The organism is Streptomyces olivoverticillatus (genome assembly GCF_014203555.1).
Classification (GTDB): domain Bacteria; phylum Actinomycetota; class Actinomycetes; order Streptomycetales; family Streptomycetaceae; genus Streptomyces; species Streptomyces olivoverticillatus.
Genome location: NZ_JACHJH010000003.1, coordinates 597,114 through 623,429 on the forward strand (window position 1 = coordinate 597,114; position 26,316 = coordinate 623,429).

General features: G+C 71.6%; 27 protein-coding genes. 6 read left to right on the forward strand and 21 right to left on the reverse strand.

Going from position 1 to position 26,316, the window contains the following annotated elements; translation table 11 throughout:
- Window positions 1–25 precede the first annotated feature (25 nt).
- From FHS39_RS13355 to FHS39_RS13400, 10 genes are all read right to left on the reverse strand, one after another.
- Window positions 26–1,054 carry a beta-ketoacyl-ACP synthase 3 gene (locus FHS39_RS13355; protein ID WP_184349534.1) on the reverse strand — a complete coding sequence of 343 codons (1,029 nt, stop codon included), beginning with the start codon at window positions 1,052–1,054 and terminating at the stop codon, window positions 26–28.
- Window positions 1,051–2,034 (reverse strand): ferritin family protein, encoded by a 984-nt coding sequence (locus tag FHS39_RS13360; RefSeq protein ID WP_184349535.1) that lies wholly within the window; start codon window positions 2,032–2,034, stop codon window positions 1,051–1,053. Before FHS39_RS13360 ends, FHS39_RS13355 begins: the two co-directional genes overlap by 4 nt.
- Before the next feature lie 27 nt (window positions 2,035–2,061).
- Window positions 2,062–2,595 (reverse strand): flavin reductase family protein, encoded by a 534-nt coding sequence (locus tag FHS39_RS13365; RefSeq protein WP_184349536.1) that lies wholly within the window; start codon window positions 2,593–2,595, stop codon window positions 2,062–2,064.
- Window positions 2,592–3,083 carry a hypothetical protein gene (locus tag FHS39_RS13370; RefSeq protein ID WP_184349537.1) on the reverse strand — a complete coding sequence of 164 codons (492 nt, stop codon included), beginning with the start codon at window positions 3,081–3,083 and terminating at the stop codon, window positions 2,592–2,594. Before FHS39_RS13370 ends, FHS39_RS13365 begins: the two co-directional genes overlap by 4 nt.
- A gap of 11 nt (window positions 3,084–3,094) precedes the next feature.
- Window positions 3,095–3,586, reverse strand: coding sequence for a type II toxin-antitoxin system RatA family toxin (locus FHS39_RS13375; protein ID WP_184349538.1), 492 nt, complete (start codon window positions 3,584–3,586; stop codon window positions 3,095–3,097).
- A 1-nt stretch (window position 3,587) separates the two neighbouring features.
- Window positions 3,588–4,877 (reverse strand): aspartate aminotransferase family protein, encoded by a 1,290-nt coding sequence (locus FHS39_RS13380; protein WP_343069558.1) that lies wholly within the window; start codon window positions 4,875–4,877, stop codon window positions 3,588–3,590.
- Window positions 4,878–4,937: 60 nt separating this feature from the next.
- The gene (locus tag FHS39_RS13385; RefSeq protein ID WP_184349539.1) at window positions 4,938–6,080 is read right to left on the reverse strand and encodes an acyl-CoA dehydrogenase family protein; all 1,143 of its coding nucleotides are present in this window, start codon (window positions 6,078–6,080) and stop codon (window positions 4,938–4,940) included.
- A gap of 59 nt (window positions 6,081–6,139) precedes the next feature.
- Entirely contained in the window at window positions 6,140–7,735 is a 1,596-nt protein-coding gene (locus FHS39_RS13390; protein WP_184349540.1) for an aldehyde dehydrogenase family protein, read from the reverse strand.
- A gap of 74 nt (window positions 7,736–7,809) precedes the next feature.
- Window positions 7,810–9,333, reverse strand: coding sequence for an MmgE/PrpD family protein (locus FHS39_RS13395; RefSeq protein ID WP_184349541.1), 1,524 nt, complete (start codon window positions 9,331–9,333; stop codon window positions 7,810–7,812).
- Window positions 9,330–10,313, reverse strand: coding sequence for a diacylglycerol/lipid kinase family protein (locus FHS39_RS13400; protein ID WP_184349542.1), 984 nt, complete (start codon window positions 10,311–10,313; stop codon window positions 9,330–9,332). Before FHS39_RS13400 ends, FHS39_RS13395 begins: the two co-directional genes overlap by 4 nt.
- Window positions 10,314–10,514: 201 nt before the next feature.
- Between FHS39_RS13400 and FHS39_RS13405 the strand changes: the two genes are divergently transcribed.
- Both FHS39_RS13405 and FHS39_RS13410 read left to right on the forward strand, forming a co-directional pair.
- Entirely contained in the window at window positions 10,515–11,513 is a 999-nt protein-coding gene (locus tag FHS39_RS13405; RefSeq protein ID WP_184349543.1) for a DUF2156 domain-containing protein, read from the forward strand.
- A gap of 77 nt (window positions 11,514–11,590) precedes the next feature.
- Window positions 11,591–11,749, forward strand: a complete 159-nt coding sequence (locus FHS39_RS13410) for a hypothetical protein (RefSeq protein ID WP_184349544.1) — start codon at window positions 11,591–11,593, stop codon at window positions 11,747–11,749.
- A 4-nt stretch (window positions 11,750–11,753) separates the two neighbouring features.
- On the opposite strand, the gene FHS39_RS13415 is transcribed toward FHS39_RS13410, so the two are convergent.
- The 4 genes from FHS39_RS13415 to FHS39_RS13430 form a co-directional block, all read right to left on the reverse strand.
- Window positions 11,754–12,785 (reverse strand): ParB/RepB/Spo0J family partition protein, encoded by a 1,032-nt coding sequence (locus FHS39_RS13415; RefSeq protein ID WP_184349545.1) that lies wholly within the window; start codon window positions 12,783–12,785, stop codon window positions 11,754–11,756.
- Between the two features lie 205 nt (window positions 12,786–12,990).
- Complete coding sequence (locus FHS39_RS13420; RefSeq protein ID WP_184349546.1) at window positions 12,991–14,148, reverse strand: MAB_1171c family putative transporter; 1,158 nt, start codon at window positions 14,146–14,148, stop codon at window positions 12,991–12,993.
- Window positions 14,133–14,624 carry a hypothetical protein gene (locus FHS39_RS13425; protein WP_184349547.1) on the reverse strand — a complete coding sequence of 164 codons (492 nt, stop codon included), beginning with the start codon at window positions 14,622–14,624 and terminating at the stop codon, window positions 14,133–14,135. Before FHS39_RS13425 ends, FHS39_RS13420 begins: the two co-directional genes overlap by 16 nt.
- A 128-nt stretch (window positions 14,625–14,752) precedes the next feature.
- Window positions 14,753–15,220, reverse strand: a complete 468-nt coding sequence (locus tag FHS39_RS13430) for an XRE family transcriptional regulator (protein ID WP_184349548.1) — start codon at window positions 15,218–15,220, stop codon at window positions 14,753–14,755.
- A gap of 186 nt (window positions 15,221–15,406) precedes the next feature.
- Here FHS39_RS13430 and FHS39_RS13435 point away from each other — a divergent pair, with 186 nt between their 5' ends.
- The 3 genes from FHS39_RS13435 to FHS39_RS13445 all read left to right on the forward strand — a co-directional run bounded on the left by FHS39_RS13435 (window position 15,407) and on the right by FHS39_RS13445 (window position 18,412).
- Window positions 15,407–16,708, forward strand: coding sequence for a CAP domain-containing protein (locus FHS39_RS13435; protein WP_184349549.1), 1,302 nt, complete (start codon window positions 15,407–15,409; stop codon window positions 16,706–16,708).
- 65 nt (window positions 16,709–16,773) lie between these two features.
- Window positions 16,774–17,550 carry a hypothetical protein gene (locus FHS39_RS13440; RefSeq protein WP_184349550.1) on the forward strand — a complete coding sequence of 259 codons (777 nt, stop codon included), beginning with the start codon at window positions 16,774–16,776 and terminating at the stop codon, window positions 17,548–17,550.
- Window positions 17,551–17,644: 94 nt separating this feature from the next.
- Window positions 17,645–18,412 (forward strand): DUF6424 family protein, encoded by a 768-nt coding sequence (locus FHS39_RS13445; RefSeq protein WP_184349551.1) that lies wholly within the window; start codon window positions 17,645–17,647, stop codon window positions 18,410–18,412.
- Window positions 18,413–18,481: 69 nt separating this feature from the next.
- Here the strand turns inward: FHS39_RS13445 and FHS39_RS13450 are convergent, their stop codons facing one another.
- The 4 genes from FHS39_RS13450 to FHS39_RS13465 all read right to left on the reverse strand — a co-directional run bounded on the left by FHS39_RS13450 (window position 18,482) and on the right by FHS39_RS13465 (window position 21,182).
- Window positions 18,482–18,877 carry a hypothetical protein gene (locus FHS39_RS13450; protein ID WP_184349552.1) on the reverse strand — a complete coding sequence of 132 codons (396 nt, stop codon included), beginning with the start codon at window positions 18,875–18,877 and terminating at the stop codon, window positions 18,482–18,484.
- Window positions 18,878–18,900: 23 nt separating this feature from the next.
- Window positions 18,901–20,289, reverse strand: a complete 1,389-nt coding sequence (locus FHS39_RS13455) for a zinc metalloprotease (RefSeq protein WP_221462692.1) — start codon at window positions 20,287–20,289, stop codon at window positions 18,901–18,903.
- Between the two features lie 103 nt (window positions 20,290–20,392).
- The gene (locus FHS39_RS13460; protein ID WP_184349553.1) at window positions 20,393–20,728 is read right to left on the reverse strand and encodes a hypothetical protein; all 336 of its coding nucleotides are present in this window, start codon (window positions 20,726–20,728) and stop codon (window positions 20,393–20,395) included.
- 172 nt (window positions 20,729–20,900) lie between these two features.
- Window positions 20,901–21,182, reverse strand: a complete 282-nt coding sequence (locus FHS39_RS13465) for a hypothetical protein (RefSeq protein WP_184349554.1) — start codon at window positions 21,180–21,182, stop codon at window positions 20,901–20,903.
- A 337-nt stretch (window positions 21,183–21,519) separates the two neighbouring features.
- Between FHS39_RS13465 and dhaK the strand changes: the two genes are divergently transcribed.
- On the forward strand, window positions 21,520–22,512 hold the full coding sequence (gene dhaK, locus FHS39_RS13470) for a dihydroxyacetone kinase subunit DhaK (RefSeq protein WP_184349555.1): 993 nt from the start codon (window positions 21,520–21,522) through the stop codon (window positions 22,510–22,512).
- A gap of 25 nt (window positions 22,513–22,537) precedes the next feature.
- Here the strand turns inward: dhaK and FHS39_RS13475 are convergent, their stop codons facing one another.
- The 3 genes from FHS39_RS13475 to FHS39_RS13485 form a co-directional block, all read right to left on the reverse strand.
- Entirely contained in the window at window positions 22,538–23,773 is a 1,236-nt protein-coding gene (locus FHS39_RS13475; protein WP_184349556.1) for a M20 metallopeptidase family protein, read from the reverse strand.
- Window positions 23,770–25,188 carry an NADP-dependent succinic semialdehyde dehydrogenase gene (locus FHS39_RS13480; RefSeq protein ID WP_184349557.1) on the reverse strand — a complete coding sequence of 473 codons (1,419 nt, stop codon included), beginning with the start codon at window positions 25,186–25,188 and terminating at the stop codon, window positions 23,770–23,772. The genes FHS39_RS13475 and FHS39_RS13480 overlap by 4 nt, the downstream gene beginning before the upstream one ends.
- Before the next feature lie 140 nt (window positions 25,189–25,328).
- Window positions 25,329–26,255 carry a methyltransferase domain-containing protein gene (locus FHS39_RS13485; protein WP_221462694.1) on the reverse strand — a complete coding sequence of 309 codons (927 nt, stop codon included), beginning with the start codon at window positions 26,253–26,255 and terminating at the stop codon, window positions 25,329–25,331.
- Between the last annotated feature and the right edge of the window lie 61 nt (window positions 26,256–26,316).

A 26,316-nucleotide genomic window follows, 5' to 3' on the forward strand; every position in this document is an offset into this window, starting at 1 on the left:
GGTGCGGGGCCGGGTGCCGTCCGGGTCAGGCGGCTTCGGCTTCGGTGTTCACATAGGCGGTCACACGGGGCCAGACCACGGTGGCCGCGCCCCAGGTGAGGCCGCCGCCGAAGGCGGCGAGCAGGGTGCGGTCGCCCTCGCGGAGCCGGCCGGCGGCGGTCTCCTCCGCGAGCAGCAGCGGCACCGAGGCCGCCGCCGTGTTGCCGACCCGGCCGATGTTCGCCAGCCGGCGCTGCGGGGGCACGCCGAGCCGCTCGGCGACGGCGTCGGTGATGCGGGCGTTGGCCTGGTGGGCCGCCAGCCGGTCCACCTCGTCGGCGGTCCAGCCGGCGGCGGCCAGGGCCTGGTGTGCCGCCGCGGTCATGCGCTCGACCGCGTGCCGATACACCTTGCGTCCGTCCATGCGGAAGTAGTGATCCTGCGGGTCGGCGGGGCCGCCGGCCGAGCGCTGCCGCGAGCCGCCCGCCGGGATGCGGATGAGGTCGCTGTGGTCGCCGTCGCTGCCCAGGACGCACCGGCCCACCGCGCCGGGCTCCTCCGGCCGCCCGGCGCGCAGCACCACGGCCCCCGCGCCGTCGCCGAAGATGGCGGCGGTGGTGCGGTCGTCCGGGTCGAGGATGGTGCTGTAGGCCTCGGCGCCGATGAGCAGGACGCGCTCGGCCGTGCCGGTCGCCACCAGGCCGGCGGCGGCCGCCAGGGCGTACAGGAATCCGGTGCACACCGCCGAGACGTCGAAGGCGGCGGCGCCGGACAGCCCCAGCCGGGCGGCCACTTCGGGGGCCGTGGCGGGACACGGCCGGTCCGGGGTCGTGGTGGCGAGTACGACCGTGTCGGCGCTGTCGGAGCCGGAGGCCTTGAGGGCCAGCCGGCCCGCTTCGACGGCCAGGTCGCCGGTGGCCATGCCTGCCCCGACGCGGCGCCGCTCGCGGATGCCGGTGCGCTCGCGGATCCAGGAGTCGGTGGTGTCCAGGCGCGCCGCCAGGTCGTCGTTGGTGACCACGCGCGGCGGCAGCCAGGCCCCCAGGCCCGCGATCACGGCCGCCGGGCCGCTCACCGGGGTTCCCGTGCCGCGCGGGTGAGGGGCTCAGTGATCCCCATGTAGGCCATCCGGGCCGCGGCCATCTCGTCGGTCCACTGCTCGGCCATGTCGTAGCGCTCGCGCGGGGTGGTGTCGATCAGCTTCTTGCCGGGCCACACCTCGTAGTCGCCGACGAGGTCGGCGTGTTGCAGCATGCCTTCCTGGAAGAGCTCCTCACGGTGCATGACGAACTCCTCGTCGGGCACCTCGTCCCAGAGCCGGCGGCCCCGTTCGAGGATCTCCGCGAGCCGGGGCCGGTACTCGGGGTGCTTGAGCAGGTGTTCGCGGATGATGGAGCTGCCGACCGCCAGGTGCCGGATCTCGTCGATCGCGGTACCGCGCGCGATCTCACCGGCTGCGGGGTCGAGCGGGTCCCACTTGCGCTCGCTGAGCTCGGCGGCGGGGGCGAGCACCCCCTCGATGACGATGGCGAAGACGGCGACCGCCCCGATGAAGTCCCCCTCGTCGCGCACCACGCGCACCGCGAACTCCTCGACGGGGTCGAGGACCCTGCGGGTGTAGTCGGCGGCCATCTCGTCGATGGTGGGGATCAGCTTGTCGGCGGGGATGCCCAGTTCCACGAGGTGTTTGCGGAACACCATGGAGTGCCGGGCCTCGTCGACCAGCTGGGTGGCATAGAACTCCATCTCCGTGATGCCGGGGGCGCTCGCCACGTAGTGCGAGAGGATGCGGGTCGCCTTCTCCTCGGCCACGGAGCGGAAGCCGAGTTCGAGGATGAGGGCGTCGCGCAGCGGGCCGTCCTCGCGCATGTGGTCCGGCGTCGCCGCCTCGGGCGCGTGCCCGGTCGCCGCGCGGCCGGCCAGCGTGCCCTGGGCCACGTGCCCGAGCCAGTAGGCCAGGTCGCACTGGTCGGCGGTGAGGGTGAGGGTGGTGGCGCCGTCGAGCAGGCCGGGTGCCTGCTCGAAGTCCGCCTCGGGAGGGGTCGTACCGCTCATGGGTCGTTCTCCTTGTCGCGGGGTCGGTCAGTCCAGCGGGGTGGCGGCGTGCGGGGTGTCGTGGCGGCGGGTGCGGCGGGCGACGTCGTAGAGCTCGGCGCCGTACAGCCGGCCGTCGCAGCTGAGCAGGGGCCGACCCTCGCCCGCGGCACCGTCGGTGACCTCGGCCAGCAGCAGGTCGTGGTCACCGCCCGGGAACACCCCGGTGATGCGGCACCCGAGCCAGGCCATCGCGCCGTCGAGCAGCGGCGCGCCGTGGGCGTGGTGCGCGCTCCAGCCGACGGCGGCGAACTGCTCCGGCCCCGGGGCGCGGCCGGGCCGGGCGAACCAGTCGGCCAGCAGGGCCTGGCGGCTGCTCAGCACGTTGACGGCGAAGGTGCCCGCGTCGCGGGCGAGCTCGCTGAACCGGGAGCCGCTGCGCAAGCACACGCACACCAGCAGCGGGTCCCGGGAGACCGTGCCGACGGAGCTCGCCGTGGTGCCGTGCAGGGGGCCGCCGCCCGCCACGGTGAGCACCGAGACGGCACTGGCGAGGCGGCGTACGGCGGCCACGGCGTTCATCGGCCGGTGCCCGAGGCGCTCGTCACGGGTTCGGCGGCCGGTGCGGGGCCGCCCATGAGGTCCGCGACGAACCGCCGGTAGGCGGGGCTGGGCTGGGGCTCGAAGGACAGGGCGAAGGGTTTGAGGAAGTTGCCGAACAGACCCCTGTCGCCGAAGAGGTGGAAGGGCAGGACGAGCAGGGCCCACTCGGGGCCGTACAGCCAGATCCACAGACCGGCGACGACGGCCTGGGTGGCCAGGCTGTGCATGAGGTTGTAGGCCACGTAGTAGCCCTTGGCGATGCGCCCGTCCGGACTGCGCCGGTAGGCCAGGGCGCCGGGGAGGTATCCGATGACGTCGATGTAGAGGAAGAGGATCAGCGCGGGAAGCCAGCGGATCTCGTCGTAGTGGGCGATCATCAACCCGGTGACGACGGCGAATCCGACGAGGTACTCCGCCCGGTGCAGCCGGTAGGTGACGGGGGTCTCGACCGGGTTGGCGTGGTCCATCCGAAGCCCCCTCAGTCCACCGCCGCCGCGCCCTGCGGCGCGGGGGCGAGTGCGAGGTCTCCGGTGAAGGAGACGCCGGTGAACATGCCGGAGACAGCCCAGGCGACGGTCTCCTTGATGACGCGCTCGGCGATGGGGTCGAGGATGCCTTCGAGGCTGACGATGCCGAAGTCGAAGTCGGCGTGGAAGCGCAGCCGGCAGTCCGCGCCGTCCTGGGCCAGTTCCCAGGCTCCGGAGAAGGAGTCGAAGTCGCCGTCCGACTGCTCGAATTCGATGCGCAGTTCCTCGCGCAGGAAGGTGTCGTCCTCCTGCCACCGCAGCAGACCGCTGCGGAAGTGCAGCTCCCAGCTCGACGAGCCGGTCTTCTCCGGCCAGGTGGCGTGCACGGTCGCCGACTCGACATGGGGGGCGAGCTCCGGGTAGCGGTCGAAGCGCACCACGTTGTCGAACACGGTCCCCGCATCGGTGTCCGGGATCACCGCTTCCAGTTCCACACGCCGCATGTCACCTACCGCCTTCCGGCATCCGGGCGCGCCGGGCCAGCAGGTCCCTGGTCGCGCGATCGAAGGAGTCGAGCAGAATGTCCGCTTCGTCGTCGGTGAGGTTCGCCGGCGGGGTGAAGCGCACCACCGCGCTGCCGTTCATGGAGTGGTTGGCCACGAGCCCGTGGTTGAACAGCTCGATGAGCAGTTCGCCGGCGAGTCCCGCCTCCACGAACTCCACGCCGATGAGCAGCCCTTGGCCGCGCACGTCGACCACCAGCTCCTGGCAGTTCTCCCGCGCCACCCGCTCGATCTCGGGCAGGAGCCGTTCGCCCAGCGTGCGGGCCTTCTCGACGAGGCCGTCGTCGCGCACGGCGCGGACCGCGCCCTGCACGGCCGCCATGAGCAGCGGGGCGCCGGAGAAGGTGGCGGTGTGCAGGTAGGGGTCCTTGTCGAAGGGCGCGAAGGTCTTGCGGTTGGCGACGGCGGCCGAGACCGGGACGACGCCGCCGCCGAGCGCCTTGCCGGTGAGCAGGACGTCCGGGGTGACCCCGTACAGGTCGGCGCCCCACCATGCGCCCAGGCGGCCCATGCCGGTCTGGACCTCGTCCAGGATGAGGAAGCCCTCGTGCTCCCGGCACAGCCGTGCCACGCCCGGCAGGTAGCCCGGCGGCGGAAGGATCACGCCTCCCTCGCCCTGGACGGGCTCGACGATCACGCAGCACTCGCCGGGGTGGGCGGCGAGCACGGCCTCCAGTGCTTCGAGGTCGCCGAAGGGAAGGTGGGTGACGTCGGGGAGCAGGGGCCGGAAGGGCTTCTGGTAGACCTCCTTGGCGGTGGCGGACAGCGCCCCGAGGGTCTTGCCGTGGTAGCCGTTGTGCATGGAGATCAGCCTGCGCTTGCCATGGGCGCGGGCCAGTTTGAGGCCCGTCTCGACGGCTTCGGCTCCCGAGAGCGCGAAGTGCACCCGGTCCATGCCGGGCGGGGTGACGGAGGTGAGGGCCTCGGCCGCGCGGGCCACGGAGGGTTCGAGCAGGATGCGGGTGGCGACGGGGTGGGTCGCCAGCTGGCGCCGGACGGCGTTCATGACGACCGGGTGGCGGGCGCCCATGATGAAGACGCCGTAGCCGCCGCAGTTGAGGAACCGCTCGCCGTCGCTCGTCTCCAGCCAGGCGCCGGAGGACGACACCTCCATGTGGCTGCCGAACAGCTCGGCGAGGGTGGCCCGTCCCTTGCTCAGGTGTGCGCGGTACAGGCCGAGGATTTCGTTCTCGGTATCGGTTGTCGCCTGTTCTTCGAGATAGGTGGTCACGTCCTGCTTCCCCAGCGGTCGGTGTGTGGGTGGGTGGACTGGTGCGGGCGGTCGGGAGGGTCAGGAGAGGATGAGGGGGCGGCCCGCGAAGTAGTCGGCGAGCGCCTCGGCCGTGCTGCCGCGGGACGGCGGGTGGAAGGCGAGCGGACGGACCGCGGTGGCCAGGTAGGCGACGTCGTCCGAGGTGATGAAGGCCATGCCGCCCAGCAGTTCGGTGGCCAGGTCGGCCACGGTGGTGAGCGCCTGCTGGGCCGCGAAGCGGGCGACGAGGACGGAGGCGACGGCCGCGTCGCCGTTCTCCCCGTCGCGCACCGCCCGGGCCGTGCCCTCGACCAGGGCCACCGCCGACTCCAGGGCGACGCCCAGGCGCGAGCGGTCGGCCACGCTCCCCCGGCCACGCTCCATCACCTGCTCGGCCAGCGCACCGGCCGCACCGATGTACCCGGCGGTGACCAGCAGTTCGAACCAGATGAAGCCCGCGGTCTGCAGGTCGTCCAGCCGTCCGGGGTCGTCGGGGGTGGTGCGGATGACGTGACCGGCCGGGACGTGGACGTCCGTCAGCCGTACCTCGTCGCTCTGCGCGGCCGCGAGGATGCGGCTCGACCAGAAGGGGCTGACGGTCAGGCCGGCGGAGTCGGAGGGGATGAGCAGCAGGGCCAGGGAGGCGGAGCCATCGTCCTCGGGCAGGGACACGCTGGCCGTGAGCAGGTCCATCGAGCCGGAGAGGCTGCAGGGCTTCTTCGAGCCGTTGACGAGGTAGCCGCCGTCCTCGGCGGGGGTGGCCACCACCGAGGGGTTGAGGATGTTCTGCTCGGTGCGGCCCTCGGCCCAGCCGGACGCCAGCAGCAGCCGCTCCGGGGCGATGCGGCCGAGGAGGTCCACCTGCCGGGGGGTGAGCCGTCCGGCGGTCGCCGCGAGGGCGAAGAGCATCGCGGCGGTGAAGTGGTGCATGGTGGAGGCGACGGCGAGCGACGGCGAGCACGAGCCGATGGCTCGGGCCACCCGCACGGCCTCCAGCGCATCGGCGTCCCGGCCGCCATAGGCGGCGGGTACGAGCAGGGACGGGCCGTCGTGCTCCCGGAAGAGCTCGACCACCGGGCTGCCCGGGGCCTCGCGCTCGGCCAGCGGGATCTCCGCCAGGGCCTTGACGAGTCCCGGGTGATGACGTTCGCAGGCTTCTCGGGCCGTATCGAGGGAACGCACGGGGGATGCCTCCTGAGGGCTGTGGGGCGGGCTGGATGCGGGGGCGGCGGGGCCGGGCGTCAGGCCTCGAAGGCCGCCTGCCGGGGCGGTATCCCGTCGCAGATGCTCACGCCCTGCAGGTGCGAGGTCTTGAGCATCGGGTAGTTGGCCTCGCCGAAGACCCCGCCGGTCAGGCCGGTGCCGCCGTGGCTGGGCACATAGGGCAGGAAGCCGATGTGGGAGTCGTTGACCTTCAGCAGTCCGCCGTTGCGCACCCGGGTGACGAAGCGGTCCACCACCTGCGGGGAGCGGGACCACAGCGAGTTCCGCAGCCCGTACTCGTTCGCGTTGACGAAGCGGACGACCGCGTCGAGCAGCGCCGCGTCGTCCGCGGCCGGCTCGGGGACCACGACGGGAATCAGCGGGAAGAACGTCTCGTGCCGGACGACGTCCAGCTCCCGCGCTCCGGTGAGCCCGTCCACCCGCAGGACGGTGGGTTCGAGGAACACTCCGGTCGGCGAGGGCGTGCCGTCCACTTCCAGCCGGCGGCCGCCGCAGACAGGCTGCGCGCCCTGGCCGACGGCCTGTTCCAGCAGGGCGAAGAACCGCTCGCTGCGGCGTACCGGCGAGAGCAGGACGTCCGGCTCGTCGGGATAGCCGGGCCGGATCAGTGCGGCCTGGCGGCGGACGGCGGACAGCAGCTCTTCGGCGACGTCGGGGTGGACCACCACGTGGTTGGGGACCATGCAGATCTGGCCGGAGCCGAAGAAGCACTCGGTGATGGCCTCGGCCGCGAGCTCCAGGTCCGCGTCCTTCCAGACCACCAGGCAGTCGTTGCCCGCGAGTTCGAGGATGGGCTTCTTGCCGCGGGCGACGCAGTCCTGCTCGAAGCGCTTGCCCTCCTCGCTGCCGCCGAAGTAGAGGATGTCGTCGACGCCGGGGTGCTCCAGCCAGCGGTCCAGTATCTGCCGCGGCTTTCCGCAGATGACGTTCAAGGTGCCGGGCGGGGCGCCGAGTTCGGCCAGCAGCGGGGCGACGAGCTCGCGGAGGATGTACATCGTGCTCAGGGCGATGCTGCGTGGCGCCCGCACCACCACGGCGTTGCCTGCCATGAGGGACAGCACCGCAAGCGCCGAGCTGGGCGCCGGAGCGTTCTGCGGCGGGTTCACGCACACCACGCCGTCCGCCTGGCGGCGTACGACGAGCCGGCGCGGGCCGTGCTCGAACTCCGTGTGCATCTGCTGCTCGTACCAGGAGCAGCTGTCCGCGCTGAACACCTGGAGGAGGCAGGTCAGTTCCCATTCGGCGAGTTTTCTGGGGTGTGCCTCGGCGACGAGAATCTCCAGCAGGGTTTCCCGGTGCGCCACGAGCTGTTCCCGGAACATCTCGCCGAGCTTCATGCGCGTAGCCAGCGGCATGCGGGACCACTCGTCGACCGCGGCGGCCGCGGCCTCGGTCGCCGCATCGATCTGGGCGCCTTCGGCAATCGCCACGCGCCCCACCACATAGGGGTGCCTCGCGGCTTCGGAATTCGGGTCGGGATCCAGTTCCAGCTGCCTTTTGAGGCTGACGCTCGTGAATACGTCCTCGAGCAGGGAGCGGGAGCTGACCGTATACACCCAGCTCGTACCCTCGACGTCATCGCCTCCGATGAAGGAGGCAAAATCGAATAACATGCGTTGTCTTCCCTTCGCATTACACGGGTACGACCGGATGTTCCGCTTCAATCCTCGCAAGATTGCCTGACCCGTTACTGACAGGTTTCTGACTCTTCCGGCACACTGCCGACGGCGGTCTCCAGCAGGTGGCCCAGTTCTTTTGCGTTCATGTCGAAGAGTTCACCGAAGGACGCCGCGGATTCGACATCACCGCCGGTGGAAAGGAATTTGGCGCGCATCAGGTCGCGGTGCCGCGCCCGGGTGTCGGGTCCGGCGCCGCCGACGGGGATGGTCCGCTCGCGCATCACCGTCCGGCCGTCGGCCAGTTGAACGGTGACGCGGGCCGGGGTGCGTTTGGTGGCGTGCGCATAGTCGTCCGCCGGATCGCCGGGACGGCCGAGGAGGTCGAGGAGCTCCTCGCCGCCGAAGGCGCGCAGCCACTCCGCTCCGCGCGGGCCGGCCCTGCGCACCGCCTCGCCGAACGGCGCCTCGCCGCGGAAGAGTTCCCGGGTCATCTCCGGGTCGTGCACCAGGCGCACCTTCTCCGCCAGCGCCCAGCGGTCCGCGTCCCGCACCGCGGGCGGGGCGTAGTCGGCGACCGTCAGGTCGCCGCTGAGCAGCGCGGTCGCCACCGTGTAGCGCAGCGACAGCGGCAGGGTGCTGCTGGGAGCGCCGGGGCCGGCCGCGTACTTCTCCGCCAGACGTCCGACGTAGGCCGTGTAGCAGGAGGCCTCGACGACGATTTCCGAGATCTGTGAGGGCTCGACGCCGCGCAGGGCGGGGTGGAGTTCGACGGCGCAGTCCACGGCCGCGTCGATGCCGGGCCCGGCCGGGCGCACCTTGAAGGAGAGGGTGTCGGTGTGCCACAGCCGGCCCAGTCCGCAGGTCACGGCGTCGGGCAGCGGCACGTCGGCGAAGCGGGACAGGAAGCCCCCGGGGTGCTCCAGGAGGTCGGCCGCCCCGCGCAGGCCCGCGGCGGCGGCGTCGCAGGCGTCCATGCTCATGCGTACCGGCGCAAGGACGCTGAGCACGCGGGCGTCGCTGCTCAAGAAGGCGTGGTGGAGGGTCCACGGGGGCATGGACAGCGCCAGGCCCAGCGCGTCGGTCCAGCGGGCGGCCGGGGCGCCCTGGCAGTGCAGCCGTCCGCTCACGGCCCCCACCAGGGACGTCTGGACGGCCATCTGGCCGCGGAAGGGACCGAGCGTCGACGCGGCGGTGACGCGCGCGGCGCACTCGTTGGCCACGATCACCGCGGTGACCAGCTCGGCGCCGCTGAGCCCCAGCGCACGGGCGTAGGCCACGGGGACGGAGACGGTGGAATTGGACAGATGGCCCGCATAGGCCGTGTCGTCGAGGTTGAGCCAGGAGCCGAGGCCGGCGAGCACGCACGCCGACCGGGCGGGGTCGTCCTGCAGCGGCGGGCCGAAGGCGCGCACCAGGTCCCGTCCCCGGGGGTGCGCGAGCCCCGCACGGATCGCCGCGAGCTGGGAGAGCACCTGGCTCTGGGCCAGCTCCACCACGCGCGGGGGCAGATCGTCCGGCCGCAGCGCGGCCGCCCACTCCGCCAGTTCGGCCAGCAGGCCCCCGCGCTCCGTCTGCTCCTCTGTTTCCTTCATTTCCCGTCCCGGGCCGCGGCGCGGGAGCGGTCGGGGGCCGGGCTGCACAGGACGGGCAGCGCGCCGGCGACCACCTCCAGGGTGTAGCGGGAGCGGGCCGGGGGGAGGAGCTCGCCGTCGTGCTCGAAGCAGAGCGGAGCCCCGTCGAGGCGTTCGAGGACGACCTGGCGTCCGCGGGTGTAGACCGCGCCGGGTTCGAGGACGTGCCGGCCGGTGCGCAGGAGTCCGGGGAGTGCGGCGGGGGGCGTACCGCTCCCGGCTATGCAGACGTCGAGCAGTCCGTCGTCGAGGACCGAGCGCGGCAGCACGTCGTACTGCCAGGCGCGGAAGCGGCCCCCGCCGACGTTGGCGAAGACGGTCGGCCCTTCGTGGACCACCGTTCCGTCGACGGTGACCCTGCCTTCGTAGGGGGTGAAGCGCGCCGCCGCGCGGGCGAGTCCGGCTTCGAGCCGGGCCGGGCCGGTGACCTTCACCTCGCGGGCGTCCTGCAGGACCTGCGCGGTGAGGCCGGCGCCCGCGCCGAGCACGACCGGCCGGGCGAGCTCGGATATCCAGGCGAGGTCGAGGTGGCGGACGCGGTCGTCGGGAGCGCCCAGTGCGGCTTCGAGGGCGAGGGGCCAGGGCGTCTCGCCCCAGTGCGAGCGGTAGTTGGAGTTCCCGGTCCCGGCGGGGATCACCATGAGCGCGTGCCGCCTCGGGCGCCCGCGGCCGGCGGTCATACCCGACACCACTTCCCAGGTGGTCCCGTCGCCGCCGACCGAAACGATCACGTTGGTTCCCTCGTCCGATGGCCGCGACACCTCCTGGAATGCGTAATTCCGGGCGTCCTCACGCCCTCCGGCCCAGTGGACCCGGACCCGGGGAGTAAATCGCGAGCAGTGCTCCGCCACCTTGTCCACCAAGGACTCGGACACCCGGCCGGCGATTGGATTCGCAATGACGACGCAGCAATGCGGCGGCCGCGTGGAGCCTCTCACCATAATTCACTCCCGCTCGTCCGTGATTAACTTCCGTCCATCATTCGCTCCCGGATCTGACGCCCGGCTGACCTGTTACTGACAAGCGCATCAAGGGATTTCAAGCGTCCAACCGGGCTCTTGCGCCGGGTTCTTCCTGCCATATAGTGAGCGGTGCTCGACACCCTGGCGACCGGCGCCGACACCGGCAGAAAGGCGACCAGCATGACAGCGGAAACCATCTCGGCGGAAACGGTGCTGGAACAGATCCGGCAGCACACCGAATCGGAAAACCCCAGTTCATTTCTCGCGGTGAACGAGGGCAACGAGTACTTCACCGCCCCGGGTCTGCCCGGAGTCGTCGTCTACCGGTCCACGGGCCGATATCTGGTGCAGTTCGGGGGCCCTTTCGCCCCGCGGGAGTCATATCTGCCGCTGCTGGCAGCCTTCAAGGACTTCGCCGACGGCTGCGGGCAGCCCATCGTCGCGGTGCAGCTCCAGGATCACGACGCCCGGCTGTACGCACGCCACGGCTTCACCGTGAACCAGATCGGCGCGTCCTACGCCGTCGACCTGGACGCCTTCACCCTGGCCGGCAGCAAGTTCATGCAATTGCGGAACAAGATATCCCGGGCGTTCCGGAACGGGCTCACGGTGACCGAAGCCCCCCTCGACACCTGGCAGCAGGCCATGCGCGCAATCGACGGCCAGTGGCTGAGCGGCAAAGGGGAACAGGCCCGGCCGCTGGAGTTCCTCGTCGGCCAGTACGGCGGCGCCATGCAGAGCCATCGCCGCCTGTTCGTCGGCACCGTGGACGGCGAACTCGTCGGCTACATCTCCTACTCCCCCGTCCACGGCGAGCGCGCGGGATGGATGCACGACCTCAGCCGCCGCCGGCCGGACGGCTCTCCCGGCATCATGGAGGCCATCAACAAGACGGCCATGGACGTCTTCCACTCCGAAGGCACCCGGTGGCTGCACTTCGGCTTCACCCCCTTCACCGGGCTGCGGGCGGAGTGCGAGCCCGAAGGCGCCAGCCCCGCCTTCGGCTGGCTCATGCAGTTCCTCAGGGAGCACGGCGAGGCGGTCTACCCCGCGGCCACACAGCTGGCCTACAAGCTGAAGTGGGCTCCCCAGCTGGTGCTTCCCGAGTACGTGGCCTTCCAGGGCCGGGCCGGCATCGGCGCCTTCGTCCACATTTTCCGCGCTGCCAATGCTTTGTAGACATAGCGGCCTTGTGAGGTACACCGCGCTCGATCGTCCCGCCCTCACCTCATCCGACCGGACACAGGAGTGAACTCATGGCCGACAACGCGCGTACGGAACTCACGCCGGAGCAGGCGAGGGACCGCGTCATCTCACTGTTCATGGGGGTCTGCGCGGCACCCGACGACGCATCGGTCGCGGCGGAGGCCGACCAGGCCCTGCACGACCTCGATGCGCTACTGGGAAGCGGCTGACCGGTCACGGTCCTTTCTCCTCCAGCACGTTGGCGAGCAGCGTCCATCGCTCGGCGCAGGCGCGGGCGGCCCGGGCGATCACGGCCCGGCGGTGCCGGGGCACGCACTGCGCCAGCCGGTGCCACGCGGCACGGTCGCCGATCGCATGGGAGGCGCTCAGCAGGTGGATCAGGGTCCGTCCCGCGTCCGTCCGCATGGACGGGTCGCGGCGTAACAGCCCTGGCAAACCGGTTGCGGTGTCGCAGACGGGCTGCAGCCCCTTCTCCGCCTCTGCCGCGGCGGCCGGTTCGGACCCGTCCAGGGCACCTCGCAGCCTCGGGGGCAGCGGATCCCTGCCCTGCTGCACCCGGTCCCGTACGTCCTTGGCCGTGGACAGGCTGATCCCGGCGAGTTCCGCGAGCTCGCGCAGCGGCCGTCCGGGGCAGGCGGCCAGCAGACGGCCGGCCCGCATCCGGCCCTCGGCCGGGTCGACGGGCCTGGCACGGCCGTCCCGGCCCACCCGCGTTTTCGACTGTTCTCCCTGCACAGTCGAACGCTTGCGGACGGCCGCGACGGTTCCCGCGACGAGACCGCAGGCCTTGCCGATCCTGCGGTCGGACCAGTCGGGGTGGGCGGCGATGATCCTGGCCGCCGCGGCCAGGCGGTCGGCCTGGTCGAGGGGAAGGCCGTTGGCCGAGTTCAGCATCACCGCCAGGAGGAAGGCCTCTTCCTCGTCGCCGTCGAAGAGCCGGACTTCGATGTGGTCGTCGCCCCTGAGCTCGGCGGCGCGCAGGCGGTGCATGCCGTCGATCACCCGCATCGTCGGTGCGTGCACGACGATGGGCGGCAGCACCGCCTCCAGCCCGGCCAACAGCCGTACGTGACGGGCGTTCTGGCCGCGCAGGCGCGGTGAATCGGCGGGGAGGAGGGATGCCACGGGCAGCGTGGCCGTGCGCTGCCGGGGCGGATGCCCGGCACGCACCACCGGCGGCACGCCCACGGCCGGCAGCGTGGCGGGAACGGCGGGCGGACCTGAAACGACCGGAAAGCGATCCATGACGTGCCGGCTCCTCTGCGGTGCTGCGCAACGAGATGACGTGATGCGGCGCCCTGCCATCGTCAGCCGACACGAGCCGCGCCCCGGAGCGCTGTTCACACCAGCTGATGCCGAACTTGTCCAGACCGTATCCAGGTCGCCGCCACCAGACAACCGATTCACCGCACAATGCCATTAATGTGTCATGAATAGGGGGGCGTTGACGTCAGCGCCTCTGTGCCTGCGGCGCCAGGTCACCAAGCCCGTCCCGGTACGCCTGCACGGCCGGCGACCGATAGGCCGACGCGATCAGGAGCAACTGCTCGACTTCCTGAGCGAGACCTCTCGCTTCGGGGCCGGTGAAGCCGGCTTCCCGGGGCTCCGGAAGCCGGCCGTCACGCTTGGCCTGCAGGGCGGCAGCGATGCAGCAGGCGGCGACAGTGGCCTCGGCGGAGGCGCCGCGTACGCCGCGGTCGGCGACGAGCCGTTCGGCCAGGTCGCGGGCGGCCGGGGTGACGTAGCCCCGCAGGACGATCAGCGCGTCCCTGATCTCGATCACCCGTCGGTACATCCGCAGGTGGACCGGCAGCGCGACGGCACGGCGCAGGCTGCCCGGCCCCAGCACCACATCCGGTGCCGCGGCCGTGACGTCCCGCCACAGCGGCTCCAGTTGGCGGTGGGTCCGCAGGTGGCACAGGCACTCCCGCACCCGTGTCACCTCCGGCAGCACCGCACCGGCCGCCATGCACAGCGCCTCGCACCCCGTGATCAGTGGGAAGAGCGGGGCGAGGGCGTCCGAGCGGGTCGCCAGATAGACGAGCTTGCAGACCCACAGCAGTGACGCCAGCAGAATGCCCGTGCCGAACAGGCGCAGGCCGTACCGCAGCGGCCGGGGCGTCCCCGGCCGCCCGTAGGCCCAGCACACGAAGCCGCAGGTGGTGTCCGCGAGCAGGTGGAAGGCGAAGAACAGCCACCAGTAGGCGTCGGGCACGCCCGCCGCGGCGGGCGAGGGGTCGATCCGGTTCCGCGCGTGCACGGGTGCAGCGGCGTCCAGCGCCACCAGGACGGCCATGACGGCGAGCGCGGAGCCGAACACCAGGCGGGTGTGCCGGTGCCGTCCGGCGGCCCCGCACACGAACCACAGCACCGCCGCCGCGTCGACGATGCTCAATAGATGGGTGGCGAGGTCGACCCGGTGCTCGCCCCCGGGCACCCTGCCCAGGGCCTCGGTGACCGGTTCCAGGTGCAGCGACATCGCGAGCGCGATCATGACGAGGGCGAGCCACAGCGGTCGTTGCTCCCGGCGGGGGATGCCTTGCGGTGCGCGGACGAGCACCACGGCCCACAGGACGGCGATGCCGACGGGCTCTAACCACGCGAGCACGGCATATCCGTTCCCCGTCGTCCGGCACCCCGCAGCCCCATGGCGGACTCGAGCCCGCCCAGCGTTCCCGACAGCCGGGCCGGGGCCGGGATCCGGCCCGCGGCCTCCAGGATGAGGCTGGCGATCATCTCGGCTTCCTGCTCCTGGACGTCGGAGTAGCGGATGCGGGGCAGCACCGTACGGACGGACCGGGGATCGGTGATGTCCAGATGCCGGTAGAGCCGCTGTCCGTCGCCCGCGGACCGGTGGTCGCACATCATGTGCCCGATCTCGTGCACGATGATGTGTTCCTGGTGCAACGCACTGGTCTGGGCGTCGTAGAAGATGTAATCACCCGCTTCGGTGGCCAGCCACATTCCCGACGGGGTGCCGGGGACGGTCGGCTTCGGCAGCGGGAGCAGCTCCAAGGGGCGGTTGCGCTCCTCGGCCAAGCGGGCGCACAACTCCCGCGCGGAGAACGGCTCGGGCAGCGCCACTTGCGCTATCGCCTTCTGACAGCGGCGGCGAAGCCTTCTCCAGCGCATCTGACTCGACTTCCCAGGCATGGTCGGAACAGGAGGGCACATGACCCGGTAACGATTCTGCGCCCTGCCGGGAGCCCGGCTCACCGGTGCGGCGGCTTACGTGTCCCTTGTTCCAGCTCCCGGAGCCGGCGGATCATCTCGGCGGCCATCCGTTTCCCCTCCGGCGACAGGGCCGCGAGGTCGCCCCGCAGGTACACCGCGCTCACCCCCGCCTCGGTCATGGACTTGTCCAGCTCACGGCGGGCCAGGTCCTCCTCCTCGATCATTTCCCGGGCCAGGTCGTCGTCGGTGAAGTACGAGACCGGCACCCGGAAGTACGCGGCGAGCGCGGTGAGATGGCGGAGCGTCGGGTTGGTGCGCTCTCCGCGGTGCAGCTGCCACAGATACGCGCCGGAGAACGTCTCGCCCGACTGCGCCGCTATCTCAGCCGCCAGCTTCTTGTAGGACGGCTTGCCGTCGTCCCCCAACTCGGCGCGCAGCGTGAGCAGATGGCCGAGCTTCTCCGCCATCGTCAAGCGGCGCTCCGGCGGGCCTTCCTCGTCCTTCAATGCCACTCCCCCCAACGACGGCACACGCCGGGTCTCCCCTCCCGGCCGGGCCGACACGGATGTTAACAGTCGGGCAGCGGCCCGTGGCGGCGCGCCACGAGCCCGCAGAAAGCCGTCCGGAACCGCGACGGGACCACGGGACGTTGTCCCGGCGGATCGTGTGGGCGTACGGAAAGGGCGGTGTCCATGAGCGACCTGGTGCCGGGGGGCAATCTGGCCCTTCCCGAGGGCGCGCTCGCCATCGAGGTGGCGGGCCCGTTCGACCTGTCGGCGCTGGTGACGGGCGAGGACGGAAAGGTCGGCGGCGACGGCGACTTCGTCTTCTACAACCAGCCGACGGCTCCCGGTGTCCGCCTGCGCACCGGCGCCCTGGCCGTGGACCGGCAGCGCCTGCGCCCGGGGGCGAGCCGCATCACGGTCGTCCTCAGCCCGGCCGATCCGCACACGCCCCTGGGCCGGCTTCCCGCCCCCGCGATGACCGTCACGGGGCCGGGCGGGCGGCTGCTGGCCCGTTTCTCGCCGCCGCCGTCCTCGCGCGAGACCGTGCTGCTGCTCGCGGAGGTCTACCGCCGCGGCACGGGATGGAAGCTGCGGGCCCTGGGGCAGGGGTATGCGGACGGGCTGGCGGGAGTGGCCCGCGACTTCGGCGTGGACGTGGCGGAGGACCGGGCGGATGAGCCTCGGGAAGACACCTCCGTGCCCGGCGCCGCACGGGATTTCACGGTGCTGGTCAACGCCCTGCGCGCGAAGGAGGGCGTGGCCCCGGTAGCTGCGGAGCCGCGGCTGGTGACGGCGGCAGGCCTCCATGCGGCGGGCATGGCCCGGCAGGGCCGGCTCGACGCCGAGGGCCCGGAGGGGCTCTCCGTCTTCCAGCGGGTGACCGCCTGCGGCTACTCCTACCTCTCCATAGCCGAGCACCTGGTGTCCGGCCCCCGCGCCCCCGCGGAGTTCGCGGACTACTGCACGAGCGACGCCCGCGCGCGGGGCCCCTTGGTCAGCGCGGCATACTCCGACGTCGGCGTCGCCCATGCGACGGACCCCCGTACGGGCACCACCTTCTGGACGGCCGTGTGGGCCCGGCCCCTCACCGCCGACGGTCTGGCCTCGACCACGGCCGAGGTCCTCGCCCTCACCAACGCCGAACGGGCATCCGCCGGACTGCCCCCGCTCTCCCCCGACACCCGCCTGTCCGCCGCGGCCCAGGCCCACAGCACCGACATGGCCGTCCGCGATTTTTACTCCCACACCTCTCCCGAAGGCCGCGAGCCCTGGGACCGGGCGGCGGCCGCGGGATGCCCCCACCGCGCCATCGGCGAAAACATCGCCTGCGGCCAGCGCTCCCCGTCGGAAGTCGTCGAGGGCTGGATGAACAGCCCCGGCCACCGCGCCAACATCCTGAAACCGGACTTCACCCACCTGGGCATCGGCTTCGCAGGCGGCGGCCGAGCGGGCACGTACTGGACGCAGCTGTTCGGAGGGGCAGGGTAGGCGGCGAAGGACCGCATACACTCCCCGGGATCTCGACAAAAGATCTTCACAGGGGAGGACGTCTCGTGGGGCTGAGACACCAGATGACGGCGGCCGGCGGTACCGGCTGTCTGGGGTCCGTAGTCAGTGCCCGTGGCCGGGCCAACGGCATCTTCGCCGCTCCCGGCACCCACCGGGTGCACGACCCGGCCATCGACCGCGTCCAGAAGGCACGTGCCATCGCCGGTGCGGTGACGACGTTCCTGCTGATATCCGTCTACGGCGTGGACGGCGGCTGGAGCGGGGTGTTCGAGGACGGGTTCACCAAGGTATTCGTGGCACCCCTGGTGCTGCTGCTCGTCGGCCCCCTCGTCGTCGCCGCCTTCATCTGGTACGCCCCGCCGCAGCACCGGGCGCTGTTGCGCTCGCGCCTGCGCCATCCGCTCAAGGCCATCGGCTGGTACCTGGGGGTCCCTGCCGGAGCCCTCGCCGCATTCTTCGGACTGTCCGTGCTGGCGAAGGCCTTGCAACAGCACGCTGTTCTGCAGCTCCTCGTCTACTTGGTCGTTCTGGTCGTGGGCATCCCGCTCCTCGTCTGGGCGGCGTGCTTCCTCTTCTTCGCCTCGGGTGCCGCCGCCCGCTATGCCTTCAACACCGCTGATGTGCATGCCTCGCTGCCGGCCATCCTCACCGCCGTCCTCGTGTGGGTGCTCAGCTTCGTCCAGCTCGGCGACGGCCTGCCGAACGGGCCGCTGGCCGTGAAGATCGCAGCTTTCCTCGGCGGACCGCTGTCCGTCACCGCCGTCTCCTGCTGGGAACTCCACATCCTGCGCACCCGCCACGGGGTGCGCATCCGCGGCTGAGGCGGCCCACCGGCCCCCGCCTTGACTCGTTCCTGGGTGAGGCGCAGGCTTGAAATAGCCGTATATGCGCCTAAAGCGGAGGGAAGGGATTTTCATGGCTGCGGATGCCACGAACGCCAAAGCAGACCCCAGCCAGCCGCACACGGAGGCCGAGAAGCTGGGTTGGGAGATCAACATCCCCGGGCACGCGCCCCGGCAGGACTCTCCCGCATACATCGCGTCGCGCAAGCGCATGCACGAGCTGCTGGCCACGCTCGACCATCCGTTCTACGGGCCGGAGCCGGTCGAGGACCATCACGGTGGCGGTCTGTGGCTCAAGGACGACGACGGGTGGTTCATGGTCCGCAATCTCGTCGGCATCGAATGGTCCGCGCAGTTCTGTGCCGACCCTGCGAAGGTCGATCTGCTGCGGCAGAACGCGCGTCGCATCTATACGGCGTTCCCGCAGGCGGTCGAGGAACTCGGGATCCGGGAACTGCTGGACACCCCCATCACCGATGCCGCGGGGGTGGCCAACTGGACGGACTCGATCTGCAACGCCAGCGTTCCGCTGGAGCACAAGGACCACAGCGCCGAATTGCCCAGTGGCGGTGGAGTCCATCACTACCCGAGTCCGATCACGGAGATCGGCTTCTTCAAGATGGACGACTTCGAGCTGTGGGTCAACGACGAGCAGGGCCAGACGGTGGCCGTCGCGCCGGTGGACAAGCGCGGCAAGGGTGACGCCCGTGTCCACGTGCTCTACGCCGCCCAGGACTCCGAGCTCTACCCGAAGCTCCAACAGGCACAGGCCCAGGGCGATGTGCTGCTGCTCGACCCGAAGAGCCAGGTGGCCCAGGCAGCCTTCGCCAAGCAGACTTGACGGTCGGCCGTCAGCGGGAAGCGCCCCGGCGCGGGGCGCTTCCCGTCGTGGGTGCCTGCCTCTGTGCGTCTACGCGTGAATGTCCACGCAGGTCCGCCCGACCTGCCGCTTCTGGTCGTTGATGTGTTCCCACGCCTCCACGCAGAACTTGGTGTGGTCGGGCACTCCGTGCCCCAGCGCCAGGGTGTACCGCGAGCCCTTGTGCCACACCTGTACCGCGCTGTCGCCGTTCACTCCCCCGCCGTACATCCGGAAGTGGCCGTAGAACTGGGCGTCTTGCGCGGGCGTCGCCGTCACCCGGGAGACGTAGAGGCCGGAGCCCTCGACCAGGATGCAGGCCTGGCCCGAGCAGGTGCTTCCTCCCGCGGATGCCGGGGGCACGGCAGCGGCGAGGAGGGCCAGGGCGCCCGCCACGCTCGCGCCCACGCGCAGGAACCAGGATGTTCTGGCAGCGAAATGTGTCATACGTACCACTCTGCCGTAAACATCTACCGGGAACCGTGGTCGCACCGCCGCGTCGGCGGATTCTTCGCCCCGCGGCGGAAGGCAAGGCGGACGAGGGCGCGTACGGGCCGCGCCGACGCCAGCGTCAGCCCCGCGATGGGCAGCGTGAGCAGCAGGATCTGCAGGCATGCCGCGACCGTGCCGAGGAGGTGGCTGCCGGATGCGCCGGCGCTATCGATCAGCAGGCCGATCCTCTGCCAGTCGGCCACGAGCAGCTGGGGCATGTTGATCAGCACCATGCCCAGCTGGAGGACGAGCACCGGCACCAAAAAGAGGACCCAGACCGCGACGACGATCTGCGGCCACCGCTTCAGGGCACGGAGCCGGTCGTCGAGCGGGCGCCGGAGGAAGACCCGCTTGAGGATGGGGCCGATGTACTTGAAGAGGTCGGGGATTCCGACCAGATCCGCCACGATGTAATAGCCGTCGAACCGGAGCGTGGGCAGGAGCTGTTGAATGATTTCGAGGTGAACGGAGAGGACCGCCACGAGGAGGGGCTGGAATCCCGTCGCCGCATAGAGGGCGAGCAGTCCGAGGACGAACAGCGCATTGAAGTAGACGCCGCCCAGATCGGCCCGGATGCGCCCCGCGCGGCCCAGCCGGTAGGAGTTGGTGATGTCCGTGTAGAAAGCGGGCCACACCAGATAGATGCCGCACCCCATGGCGCCCGGCCGTACGCCTCCGTACCGGCATGCCGCACCGTGGCCCAATTCGTGGAAGGCACACGAGGCGACGGCCAGGAAGACGACCAAGAGGACACTGGCCGGAGAGAAGAACACCGCCTGCAGTGCGGCTGCGGTGTTCTGCGTCGTCCACAGCCAGACCTCGCCCGCCAGGAATGCGCAAGCGGCGAGGAATACCAACGGCGGACGGAAAAGCCACGCGAAGAGGCCGGAGAGGAACCAGGTCGCGCGCTCCGGCAGCACTGCCAATCGGAACCGGAAGGCGAGGAACGGGGCGCTTTTGGGGGTGGGCGGAGGGGGCGAGCCGTCGCTGTGGGTGGTGACGCCGAGAGGTGCGAGCTTCTCGTCGATGAGGAAGGCGACGTGCTCGGTGGTGAACTTCCGGCCCGTCTCACGGCTGAGTTCATCGGCGACGTGCGCCATGACCGACTCGGGGCCGGGCCGGTTGCGAGCAGGCCGGGCGCCGTCCAGAGCCTTGACGACCTGGTAGAGCAGGGCGGGCAGCCGGACCAGCTGCCCGTCGGGGCGGCAGACCAGTTGGGGCGGCTCGCGGTAGCCGGAGTCCTCGAACTCGCCGACCAGCTCGGTGCCGGCCACAAGCGCGGGCTCCCCGCCCCGGTCTGCCGGGACCACGCGCTGCACCGGCGACGGACCGGCCTTTCCGGCGCGCGAGGTGGATGGCACGGACATGGGAGCTCTCCGGGGGGCGGCGGGCGGACGGCTTTGCGAAAGGGCGGGGATGGGCCGGAGCCTTCGGCCCATCCCCGGGCATGTGCGACGAGCGGCTAGCCGGTCAGTGGCTCGAGATGGCCGCGGGGGTGCAGGTCACACCGGCGGCCGGGTTCTCGGAGCCCAGGCCGAGGGAGCCGAACAGGCCTGGGGTCCCCTGGCGGTCGATGGACTGGCAGGACGACAGGATCGTGGTGCCGTGGTCGCTGGGTGCGGGGGCGAACACGCCTCCGCCCGAGTTCGCCGCGGCGCCGCTGCTGGCACCGGCACTGCCGGAGCCGCCGTCGGGACCGCCACCGAGGTCGTTGAACGGAGTGGCCACCACGCCCATGACCGTCCGCTCGGGCAGCACCTCACCCGCGATGTTGTCGAGCTCCTCGAAGCTGATCGCGTTTCCCATCCCATTCCCCTTTCGTCGTTCTTCCGCGACCGGACGGCCAAGCCGGCCGTCCGGCCAGTCGCCCCTGAATTCCCCGTCAGGAACGAGTCCTTGTTTGACCGCTGGTTAACTCCCGTGGAATTCGGGGCAGTCCGCAGCGGTCCGGCATCACATACGCGATAGGGTGCGACGGTCAATGACTGGAGATTGCCGCGGGAACACAGGTCACGGTGTAGGCGGGGGAACTGGGGGCCAGCCCCAGAGCGGCCATCAGGCCCGGGCTGCCCGCCTCTTGGTGGTACTGACAGGCATAGGCGACGGTGGCTCCGTGCTCGGTCCGCACCAGCATCGGATACATCGGATTGTCGGTCCCCACCGGTGACACGCTCGACAGCACGGTCCGTGCGGGAAGCACCTCGCCGGAAATCCGGCCGAGCTCCTCGAAGGTGACGGCGAAGGTAACGGCAGATCCCATCTGCTTCCCTCCCTCTGGGATGACACCGTTGCGACCGGCCCTCCACGAACCGCTCCTGGCGCGCACGACGGCCGCCATCGCGGACCGCCCCAGCCCCATCATCCCCTCATGCGGCTAACACCCACATATGAATACAAGACTCGCCACCAATCCGGCGATCACTCAATCGGGTTGGTTTAGTAAGCGTAAATAGGGGCTGTGTTGTGGCGTCGCTGATGACGGCCGTTTGCCGGCCCGGGAACCGGCCGCCCGAGCCGGCGCGGCCGCGCGGCGGCAGGCACGGATACTGGTGCGCAAGAGCACACCGGCCTTGCGTCCACCGTCTCAGGAGACCCTCGTGAAGATGTTGATCAACGTAGCCGAAACCGTCGTCGCCGATGCGCTGCGCGGTATGGCTGCCGTTCACCCCGAGTTGACCGTGGACGTGGAGCGGCGCGTCGTCGTGCGGCGGGATGCGCCCGTGCCCGGGAAGGTGGGCCTGGTGTCCGGGGGCGGGTCGGGGCACGAGCCGTTGCACGGCGGGTTCGTGGGGGTGGGGATGCTGGATGCGGCCTGCCTCGGGGAGGTGTTCACCTCGCCCGTACCCGATCAGATGGTGCGGGCCGCGGCCGCCGTGGACAGCGGGGCGGGGGTGCTGTTCATCGTCAAGAACTACACGGGGGACGTCCTCAACTTCAACATGGCCGCGGAGCTCGCCGAGGACGAGGGCATCCAGGTCGCCAGCGTGCTCGTCAACGACGACGTGGCCGTCACCGACAGCCTGTACACCGCCGGGCGGCGCGGCACCGGGGCCACGCTCTTCGTCGAGAAGATCGCGGGCGCGGCCGCCGAGCAGGGGGCGCCGCTGGAGCGGGTGGAGGCGATCGCACGGCGCGTGAACGAGGCCTCGCGCAGCTTCGGGGTGGCCCTCGGTTCCTGTACGACCCCGGCGAAGGGCAGCCCCACCTTCGATCTGCCGTCCGGCGAGCTGGAGTTGGGCGTCGGCATCCACGGCGAGCCCGGCCGGGAGCGGCGCGCGATGATGACCTCGGGCGAGATCGCGGACTTCGCGGTGGACGCCGTGCTGGAGGACCGCCGCCCCACCGGCCCCGTGCTCGTCCTGGTCAACGGGGCCGGCGGCACGCCGCTGCTGGAGCTCTACGGTTTCGCCGCCGAGGCACATCGCGTGCTGCGCGAGCGCGGGGTGCCGGTGGCCCGGACGCTGGTCGGCAATTACGTCACCTCGCTCGACATGGCCGGCGTATCGGTGACGCTGTGCCAGGTGGACGACGAGCTGCTGCGCCTGTGGGATGCGCCGGTGCAGACGCCCGGGCTGCGCTGGGGGCGCTGACGTCCGGGCGCCGGCGCCCCACGCCCTATCCGGCCGGCCCGGCGCCGTCCGCCAGGAAGGCCTGCGCCACCGTGCAGTGCACCGCCGTCCCCGTGGCCAGCGCCCGTTCGTCGTACACGACCCGGTCGGAGTGGTTGTCCGGGGCCGTGCCCGGTGACCGGTCCGGCGGGCAGGCGCCCAGGAAGGCCATGGCGCCGGGGACGCGCCGCAGGACGTACGAGCCGTCCTCGCCGCCCATCGTGGGCCAGGACGGCTCGTGGACCCGCCCGGGGCCGAGCAGGGCCGTCGCCGCGCGGTGCACGGCGGCGGCGAAGGCGGGGTCGTTGCGGACGGCCGGGTAGCCCTCGGGGAGATGGACGTCCGCGGTCATGCCGTGGGCGGCGGCCACCCCGTGGGCGACCCGGGCGATGCCCTCGCGCACGGTCCGGCGGCCGTCCTCGGAGAGCGTGCGGTAGGTGCCGGTCAGCTCGGCCGTCTCGGGGATGATGTTGTAGGCGCGTCCGGCCGAGATCCGGCCGATGGTGACGATCGCGGGGTCGAAGACGCCGATCGTTCTGGCGACCATCGTCTGCAGCGCCTGCACGATCTCGCAGGCGACCGGGATGGGGTCCAGCGCCTTGTGCGGCGCCGCGGCGTGCCCGCCCCGCCCCCGTACGGTGATGTGCAGCGTGTCGGCGGCGGCGTACTGCGTGCCGGGGCGCAGGTGGAGCGTGCCCGACTCGTGGCGGGAGTTGATGTGCAGCGCGAACGCCCCGTCCACGGGTGCGGTACCGGGGCCGTCGCCGCCGAGCACCCCCTCTTCGATCATCTGCAGGGCGCCGCCGCCGAGCTCCTCGGCGGGCTGGAACATCAGCACCACCCGCCCGGCGAGCCGGTCCCTGCGGGCGGCCAGCAGCCGGGCCGCCCCGATCAGCATGGCCACGTGCGCGTCGTGACCGCACGCGTGCATCACGCCGGGCACTTCGGAGGCGAAGTCCAGGCCGGTGGCCTCCTGTTGCGGCAGCGCGTCCATGTCGGCGCGCAGCAGGATCGTCCGGCCCGGGCGGGCGCCTTCCAGTACGGCCGTCACCGAGCTGAGCCGCTCGCCGAGGCGCACCGTGAGCCCGAGGCCGTCGAGAGCCCGCAGGATCGTGCGCTGCGTCTGCGGCAGGTGGGTGCCCACTTCGGGCCTGCGGTGTATCTCCCGTCGTATCGCCACGATGCCGGGCAGCAGCGCCTGGGCCTCGGCGAGCAGCGCGGCGGGCCCGGCCGCGGTGCTCATCGCCCGGTCCCGGGCTCCGCGCCGTGCCAGACGGTGGTGACGTTGCAGAATTCGCGGATGCCGTGCCCGGACAGCTCGCGCCCGTAGCCGGATCGCTTCACGCCGCCGAAGGGCAGGGCCGGGTGGGAGGCGGTCATGCCGTTGAAGAAGACGCCGCCCGCCTCCATGTCCCGTTCGAAGCGCTGTTGTTCCGCCTCGTCGCGCGTCCATACGTTGGAACTCAGCCCGAACGGCGTGTCGTTGGCCACCTCCAGCGCTTCGTCGACGCCGTTCACCCGGTAGAGCGTGGCCACCGGGCCGAAGGCCTCCTCGCGGTGGATGCGCATGGCCGGGGTGACTCCGGCGAGGACGGTGGGCTCGTAGAACCAGCCGTGGGCCAGCTCCCCCGGCGCCGCGGGCCGCCGGCCGCCGCACAGGGCCGTGGCGCCCTGGCGTACGGCATCGTCGACGAGCTCTTCCAGGTCGGCGCGCCCCATTTCGGTGGCGAGGGGGCCGACGTCGGTGGCGTCCTCCATCGGGTCGCCGACGGTCAGGGCGGCCATCAGGGCGGTGAAGCGCTCGGCGAAGGCGTCGTAGACGTCGGTGTGGACGATGAAGCGCTTGGCGGCGATGCAGGACTGCCCGTTGTTCTGCACCCGGGCGGTCACGGCGGTCTTGACGGCGCGCTCCAGGTCGGCCGACGGCATCACCACGTACGGGTCGCTGCCGCCCAGTTCCAGGACCGTCTTCTTGACCTCGTCGCCGGCGACGGCCGCGACCGAGCGGCCCGCGGGTTCGCTGCCGGTGAGGGTGGCGGCGGCGACCCTGGGGTCGCGCAGGATCGCCTCCACCGCGCCCGAACCGACCAGGAGGGTCTGGAAGCAGCCGTCGGGGTAACCGGCCCGGCGGAAGAGGTCTTCCAGGTAGAGCGCGGTCTGCGGCACGTTCGAGGCGTGCTTGAGCAGGCCCACGTTGCCGGCCATGAGGGCGGGGGCGGCGAAGCGGACGACCTGCCAGAGCGGGAAGTTCCACGGCATGACGGCGAGGACGACGCCGAGCGGCCGGTAGTGCACGCGGGCGTGGGAGGCGCCGGAGTCGCGCACCTCCGCCTCGGACGGGCTCTCGTCGGCCAGCAGGCCCTCGGCGTGCGCGGCGTACCAGCGCATCGCCTTCGCGCACTTCGCGGCCTCCGCGCGGGCCGCCGCCAGCGGCTTGCCCATTTCGGTGGTCATGGTACGGGCGATGGCGTCCCGGTCCTCGTCGAGGAGGTCGGCGGCGCGGTCGAGCAGCCGTGTGCGTTCGGCGAAGGTGGTGGTGCGGTGCTGCCGGAACGCCCGGTCGGCGGCGGCCAGGCGCCGCTCGATCTCCTCGGGCGACAGTTCGTCGAACGTCTTGAGCGTCTCGCCGTTGGCGGGGTTCACCGTTGCGATGGGCATGGCGGGTGTCCTTCCTCGTGCTCGATGGCTCGACGTGCCTTCTCGTGCGCGACGGCGCTCGCCACGCCGCGCGCGCACGCCCATGATGGTCCGCGACCGTGCGAATACCGGGGAGGGCGCGCAGCGCGTCCCGGCCACGCTCACCAGTGGCGGCGCACGGGGGCCGGCGGCAGGTCGACCACGCGCAGCGGCACGGGCGGACTGCCCGTGCCGGGCTCGTCCAGGGCCTCCAGGCGGGTGGTCCGTGAGCGGGCGGCCGTGCGCAGCAGCCGCAGCAGCCCCTCTCCGGTGAGACGGTCCTCGCCGGTGCCGGCGGCGGCGCCCGCCCAACGGCAGGCCAGGCCCACGATGAAGTAGGCGGGCGTGGCGTCGCCCGTACGCCACAGCACCGCCTCGCCCGCTTCTTCAAGGGCCAGCACGCGTTCGATGTGCTCCAGGGTGAAGTCGCCGAGCGGCAGGGGGCACAGGGTGATGCTCGCGATGCGGTATCCGGCGTCTTCCAGCAGCCGGACCGCCGTGCGCGGGGTGGAGTAGCTGCCGATCGTCAGCCCCAGGTCGCAGCGGAGCGCGCGGCCGTGCCCGATGATGGCGGGAGCCCACTTGAGGCCGTCATGTCCCCCGCTGATCGACCGCCGGCGCGCGTCGGCGGCCGCGGTGAGGGGGACGTAGGGCGGGTTGCTGGTGACGACGAGGGGGCGTGGCAGCCAGGTGGGCGAGGTGGCCAGCAGCTCCTCGGTCGTCATCAGCGCGAAGTCGCCTTGGGCGATGGTCACTTGGCCGCGCCTGCTGCGGGAGGCGTAGTGCTCGGTGGCCCAGGCGACGGTCTGCGGGCCGGAGTCGACGCCGTGGACGCGTGCCGCCCCGGCCCGGGCCATCGCCGCGGCGGCGGCTCCACTGCCCGAGCCGAGGTCCAGGACGGAGCAGCCGTCGGTGATGAGGTCGCGGGCCACCCAGACGCCGGTCTCGGTGTCGGCGGGTTCGAAGAAGACCCACGGGGAGGACGGCGGGACGAAGTCCTCGGCGGCCAGGTGCTCGTAGGCCGTGACGCGGGTGAGGGGCGGGAGCACGGGAACCTCCGTCGCGAGGTGAGGCGTGTGGTGGTGGAGCGTACGGACGGGCGGGCCGTCC